Origin of the sequence: Escherichia sp. KCJ4928 (assembly GCF_004352695.1) — a bacterium.
Classification (GTDB): Bacteria; Pseudomonadota; Gammaproteobacteria; order Enterobacterales; family Enterobacteriaceae; genus ECMA0423.
The window spans coordinates 1-2570 of the sequence record NZ_SJWV01000324.1; the positions used below are offsets into that span (position 1 = coordinate 1).

Genomic DNA, 2570 nt, shown 5'->3' on the forward strand with positions numbered 1-2570 from the left:
TTCCATAACTGCAGACAGGTGCTGCCGTCGAGACGTACCACAAAATCCCCACGGCAGGCCTGATACGTCATGCCGTTCAGCTCCACCGCCAGATCAGTGGCAGAAGTGCCGTCTGCGGGCAGACCTGATGCCGGGACCAGCGGCAGTACGACGACTTCTGCCGCGCGCTGTTTTGCCCGGAGGCGGTCCTGTTCTGCCAGCAGCAGAGGCTGTGCCACGGCCCGGCCGGCGTCCGTCAGTTCGACAGCCAGCTGCAGATTCGGGGCGCGCAGTGTGCGAAGCCAGCCTGATGCTTCCATGCGCCGGCAGGAGGCGCGCAGGTTTGGCCCGTAGACCGGGGCTTCCCCGCTTCGCTCCAGCACCCGTTCTATGTCCCGCGTCAGCACGGGGCCAGGCCGTTTTTCATCAAGGGCAGCCAGCACAATCAGCACTCTCCGCTGCAGTGGCGACGGTCGGCGGCTCTGAGTCATTTCCAGTCATCCTCCGGCCAGATGAGCTTTCTGAGGCGCTGAAAGTCGGCGTCAATGATCTCCTGTCTCTTTATGGCATTCATTGAGGTATAGCCATTTATGGCCAGTTCATGCCAGAAGGTCAGCACGGCTCCGGCTTTGGCTGACTCGCAGAGATAAGTTACGCCCTGGCTGTCCAGATTGCATTCCCGGATGCATTTTTCCGCAAACCGAGTCAGTTGTTCATAGCTGAGTGAAAACGTCATTTCCTGCTCCATCCTGCACGCTCCATCTGATAATGCTCTGACAGGTAAAAATCATATTCTGCATGATTTATGTGTTATTGATTATTAATAATATCAGATATGATTTTATGTACGTTGCTAATTATCATATTTCCTGCCCGTTCCCCGCCGCGCAGATCCGGTTTCCGGCTGTCACGGATCTTCCTCTCCCCCACACAACGCCGCCTCCTGTAAGTACAACATGTAGTGCTTCATTTGGCTGATTATGACACTATATGTTGTGTTATTTCCCTGACCTGTGATGCGCCACGCAGGGGCGGAAAACAGCGATATGATGATTTCCTCAGCGTGGTACACTTCCGGAAACCAGTAAATAACAGAAAAATCGGATCTGCCGGAAATGGTCATTCGATAATTACGCTTTGTTTTTATAAGTCTGATTTTAATTTTTATTGGTTAACATAATGTAAGGTAAAATAAATAAGGCTTACTAAAAGCCAGATAACAGTATGTGTATTAACGCGCTGATTTTTGCATCATCATAATATATACTGATATGCATACCAGAAGTATGTCAAAAAGAGGTGTGCTATGAAGCAGCGTATTACAGTGACAGTTGACAGCGACAGCTATCAGCTGCTCAAGGCGTATGACGTGAATATCTCCGGTCTGGTCAGTACGACCATGCAGAACGAAGCCCGGCGCCTGCGTGCTGAACGCTGGCAGGCTGAAAATCAGGAAGGGATGGCAGAGGTCGCCAGGTTTATTGAAATGAACGGCTCTTTTGCCGATGAGAACAGGGACTGGTGAAATGCAGTTTAAGGTTTACACCTATAAAAGAGAGAGCCGTTATCGTCTGTTTGTGGATGTTCAGAGTGACATTATTGACACGCCCGGGCGACGGATGGTGATCCCCCTGGCCAGCGCCCGCCTGCTGTCAGACAAAGTCTCCCGTGAGCTTTACCCGGTGGTGCATGTCGGGGATGAAAGCTGGCGCATGATGACCACCGATATGGCCAGTGTGCCGGTCTCCGTTATCGGGGAAGAAGTGGCCGATCTCAGCCACCGCGAAAATGACATCAAAAACGCCATTAACCTGATGTTCTGGGGAATATAAATGTCAGGCTCCGTTATACACAGCCAGTCTGCAGCCATGGTACCGGCAGTGTATTCTGCCGGACAGCCTGCATCGCTGCCTGTTGCCATTGATTATCCGGCTGCTCTGGCACTCCGCCAGATGTCGATGGTTCATGATGAACTGCCAAAATACCTGCTCGCCCCTGAAGTGAGTGCCCTGCTCCATTACGTCCCGGATCTGCGCCGCAAGATGCTGCTGGCCACACTGTGGAACACCGGTGCGCGCATTAATGAAGCACTGGCGCTGACGCGGGGGGATTTTTCGCTCGTGCCTCCGTATCCGTTTGTGCAGCTGGCCACTCTGAAGCAGCGGACAGAAAAAGCAGCCAGGACGGCAGGAAGAACGCCTGCCGGGCAGCAGACTCACCGGCTGGTTCCGCTCTCCGACTCCTGGTACGTCAGCCAGCTGCAGACGATGGTGGCAACACTGAAAATCCCCATGGAACGGCGTAATAAACGAACAGGCAGGACAGAGAAAGCGAGGATCTGGGAAGTGACGGACAGAACGGTCAGGACCTGGATTGGGGAGGCGGTTGCCGCCGCTGCTGCTGACGGTGTGACGTTCTCTGTTCCGGTCACACCACATACGTTCCGCCATTCCTATGCGATGCACATGCTGTATGCCGGTATACCGCTGAAGGTCCTGCAGAGCCTGATGGGGCATAAGTCCATCAGCTCAACGGAGGTCTACACGAAGGTGTTTGCACTGGATGTGGCTGCACGGCACCGGGTTCAGTTT

Annotated in this window: 5 protein-coding genes; 3 read left to right on the forward strand and 2 right to left on the reverse strand. The window is 53.6% G+C overall.

The window, feature by feature from the left end:
- Both E0D98_RS23210 and E0D98_RS23215 read right to left on the reverse strand, forming a co-directional pair.
- On the reverse strand, nt 1-470 hold a 470-nt coding region (locus tag E0D98_RS23210; RefSeq protein ID WP_131891119.1), incomplete at its 3' end, for a hypothetical protein.
- The gene (locus tag E0D98_RS23215; protein WP_000434493.1) at nt 467-727 is read right to left on the reverse strand and encodes a hypothetical protein; all 261 of its coding nucleotides are present in this window, start codon (nt 725-727) and stop codon (nt 467-469) included. The genes E0D98_RS23210 and E0D98_RS23215, both read right to left, overlap by 4 nt.
- A gap of 558 nt (nt 728-1285) precedes the next feature.
- Between E0D98_RS23215 and ccdA the strand changes: the two genes are divergently transcribed.
- The 3 genes from ccdA to E0D98_RS23230 all read left to right on the forward strand — a co-directional run.
- On the forward strand, nt 1286-1504 hold the full coding sequence (gene ccdA / locus E0D98_RS23220) for a type II toxin-antitoxin system antitoxin CcdA (protein WP_000813639.1): 219 nt from the start codon (nt 1286-1288) through the stop codon (nt 1502-1504).
- Between the two features lies 1 nt (nt 1505).
- Complete coding sequence (ccdB, locus tag E0D98_RS23225; RefSeq protein ID WP_001159871.1) at nt 1506-1811, forward strand: type II toxin-antitoxin system toxin CcdB; 306 nt, start codon at nt 1506-1508, stop codon at nt 1809-1811.
- The coding region (locus E0D98_RS23230) for a site-specific integrase (RefSeq protein ID WP_131891122.1) at nt 1812-2570 on the forward strand (759 nt) is incomplete at its 3' end. It lies immediately after the preceding gene.

Excerpts from the sequence above, each read along its gene's own strand:
- ccdB (WP_001159871.1), top strand. The coding sequence starts at position 1,506 with ATGCAGTTTAAGGTTTACACCTATAAAAGAGAGAGCCGTTATCGTCTG.
- E0D98_RS23215 (WP_000434493.1), bottom strand. The coding sequence starts at position 727 with ATGGAGCAGGAAATGACGTTTTCACTCAGCTATGAACAACTGACTCGG.
- ccdA (WP_000813639.1), top strand. The coding sequence starts at position 1,286 with ATGAAGCAGCGTATTACAGTGACAGTTGACAGCGACAGCTATCAGCTG.